Source organism: Microcystis sp. LE19-41.2A, assembly GCF_027530405.1.
Lineage (GTDB): Bacteria > Cyanobacteriota > Cyanobacteriia > Cyanobacteriales > Microcystaceae > Microcystis > Microcystis aeruginosa.
In genome coordinates this window covers 1-2,749 of the sequence record NZ_JAPZQJ010000394.1, presented here as the reverse complement: position 1 = coordinate 2,749, position 2,749 = coordinate 1, and the positions used below count along the sequence as shown (strand labels likewise).

General features: G+C 39.0%; 2 protein-coding genes. Both read left to right on the top strand.

Annotated features, from left to right (window positions below):
- The first annotated feature begins 316 nt into the window (after positions 1-316).
- The gene (locus tag O9290_RS15980; RefSeq protein ID WP_288059446.1) at positions 317-1,720 is read left to right on the top strand and encodes a metallophosphoesterase family protein; all 1,404 of its coding nucleotides are present in this window, start codon (positions 317-319) and stop codon (positions 1,718-1,720) included.
- A 58-nt stretch (positions 1,721-1,778) separates the two neighbouring features.
- On the top strand, positions 1,779-2,749 hold a 971-nt coding region (locus O9290_RS15975), incomplete at its 3' end, for a lipase family protein (protein WP_288087265.1).

The following is a 2,749-nucleotide window of genomic DNA, read 5'->3' as shown; positions in this document are numbered from 1 at the left end:
TTTTGTACCAAGCGATGTACTACAAGAAGGATAATGCAAGGTTTTTGAAAGTCCCAATCCTATTTTCTTGCACTAACATCGGACTTTAACAGGTCAAAAGCTTTATTTTAAAAGGGTTTTACCATTATTCAGCAAGCCCTATATAGGGTTTGCTCTAGGAATATCAACCACTTTACTTTTTGACAAGGAGAGAAAATCTATCATGGCAAAGAATAAAATTGTTGTCTTAAGTGACGTACATATTGGCACGAATGTCCCTACTAATTGGTATCAAAAAAGTTTTCATGAACCGTATTAGTCAGCGATTCTAGATTATGTGATTGATAACGCTGACTCTATTCAGGAGCTAATTTTACTTGGTGATCTGTTCGACTTTTGGACTTATCCGCCTAATTTTACTCCTCCGGCTACCGTTGATATAATTAACGCCAATCCTAATATTTTTGGAGCAACGGGAAAGTTAAGTCAAGCTTTAACTGCTCTCCAAGGGAATGTAACTTATGTCAATGGAAACCATGACATGAATGTCACTCAAAATGACTTAAATAACATTCAAAACTCAGCTAATTACAAGATCAAATATTGTTCAGATACGATTTATTATGTCACCTCTAGCAATGGACAAAAAATGGCTTTTACTCATGGTAACATTTTTACCATGTTTAATGCTCCCGATCTTCAATCTTCCCTGAGTCCTTTACCTGTTGGTCATTTTGTTACCCGAGCTATAGGTTATATGTTAAACAACACCCTTACTCCGGGACAAACTGTTGCTGATTTATCGGGACAAGGTAATCCTAACGGAATCGATTTAAGTGGTTTGGTTTCCTCGGTTGGTTCTCTCATTACTTCAGGTAACTTAGTCAGTGCCGTGCTTGATTACATAATTAAAGTAACTGGAATACCGGAAAATGAGCCGATTATTTTAGCGAATGGCCAAACAAAAACTATGGCAGATGCTAAACAGATATATAGTGGTTTACAAGATCAGTGGATTGCTGATTGGGGAGGAGGTACTAATGGTGAAATGATTACGGGCAAATCGGCGATCGCTGATTTAAGTGGAACTTATATTGCTTGGTTTGCTCAACAATCCGCTTTAGAATCTAACTCAAATTTAATCGTTTTAGGACATACCCACGCTCCGAAATTAGGTATAACTAATGGCTTTGTTCAATATGTTAATGATGGGTTTGAGTGTCCTTCCAGTCCCGATGTTCCCCCACAAACCTTTACTTTTGCTGTGATTGATACAGATACCTGCCAAAGTAATGTTTGTCAAGTAATAAAGCAGAATAATTCTTATCAAATTGTTCCTTTTGCTGCCCCGCCGGACTCAGTAATTTCCTCGATGTCAATGGATTATTCCTGTTATGTTAGTATTGATAACACTCAAGGAAAGTCAACCTTAACCTTAACTAAACCTGCAACTAATGAACACGGTTATTATGTTGTCAGTCCTCCTCAACAGATTAACCCCGGAGAACAGGTCAAGTTCTGGTTACAAGATGCTCCCGGACTATATGGCACCCAAGGAAGTGCAGTCTATTCCCAAGTAGGGGGTAACTCTCTTACTTTTGACTATGCTTGTCCTACAGGTTTATCCTCAAATAGCTGTTCTGGTGCTAATTTTTACACCTCTAATGATGGGGTAAATTGGGGTCAACTTAATCAAGTTAAAAAGAGCGGTCATCCCTTTTTTGTGAAATTTGTTTTGTGACCATTACCTAGATTTATCTAAGATACGCCTAATCAATTGACAATTGGAGAAAATTTCAATGCCTACTTACGATCAGCAACAAACGCTTTTCTGTCTTTCTATGTTCGCTAATATCAGTAATAGCGAGAAAGTTATTACTGATTTAGCCAATCCTACGGTTCAAGCAAAAATTGGTCAATGGACAATTCTTTGGGGTCCTGTTATTTATTATCATGATCCTAAAAATCAGAACTGGGATAATATTATGTATGTGGCGAAGGGAGAAAATGCCGAAACCAATAACCCTCAATATGTAGTGGCGATCGCTGCTACGAATCCGAAATCAGTTTTTGACTGGTTACAGGAGGATGCTGCTACCCATAACATGGTTTCCTGGTCAACGCAATTCCCCGAACGCGGAAAAATTTCCGAAGGAACAAATACCGGAATTACTATTCTGCAAAACCTGAAAGATACCTCTAACCGCTCCCTGTTAGAATTTTTGACCCAGGAAATTCCCAGCCAATCTGATCAACCTATTGAAATCATTACCACCGGCCATAGTTTAGGTGGTGCATTATCTCCAGTAATGGCATTATGGCTGTACGAAAATCAAGCAACCTGGAACCATACTGGTAAACAAATCACCGTCAATACCCAATTTTCTGCGGGAGCAACCCCAGGGGATCAAACCTTTTCTGATTACTACGGAAATACGCAGCCAGGTCTCAATCAAAGCAGCCGACTCTGGAATAGTTTGGATATTGTTCCCCATGCTTGGAATATTGAGCAATTACAGCAGATTCCTACCCTGTATCAATCTTGTAATATTCCTAAATCTTCGAGAATTGCACTATTAGTTAATAGTCAAATTCAGAAAGTGAAAAACTGCAATTATCTCGCCTTAAATCCCAGCACTTTTGCCATGAAAGGTGAATGTGGCGTTTTTCCTCAACCGCAAACAACTCCCCTGAAGCAATTTCTGCAAGAAGCCTATTTTCAGCATATCCAAGCTTATTTCAATCTTCTGGAAATTGACTGGCCGCTGAC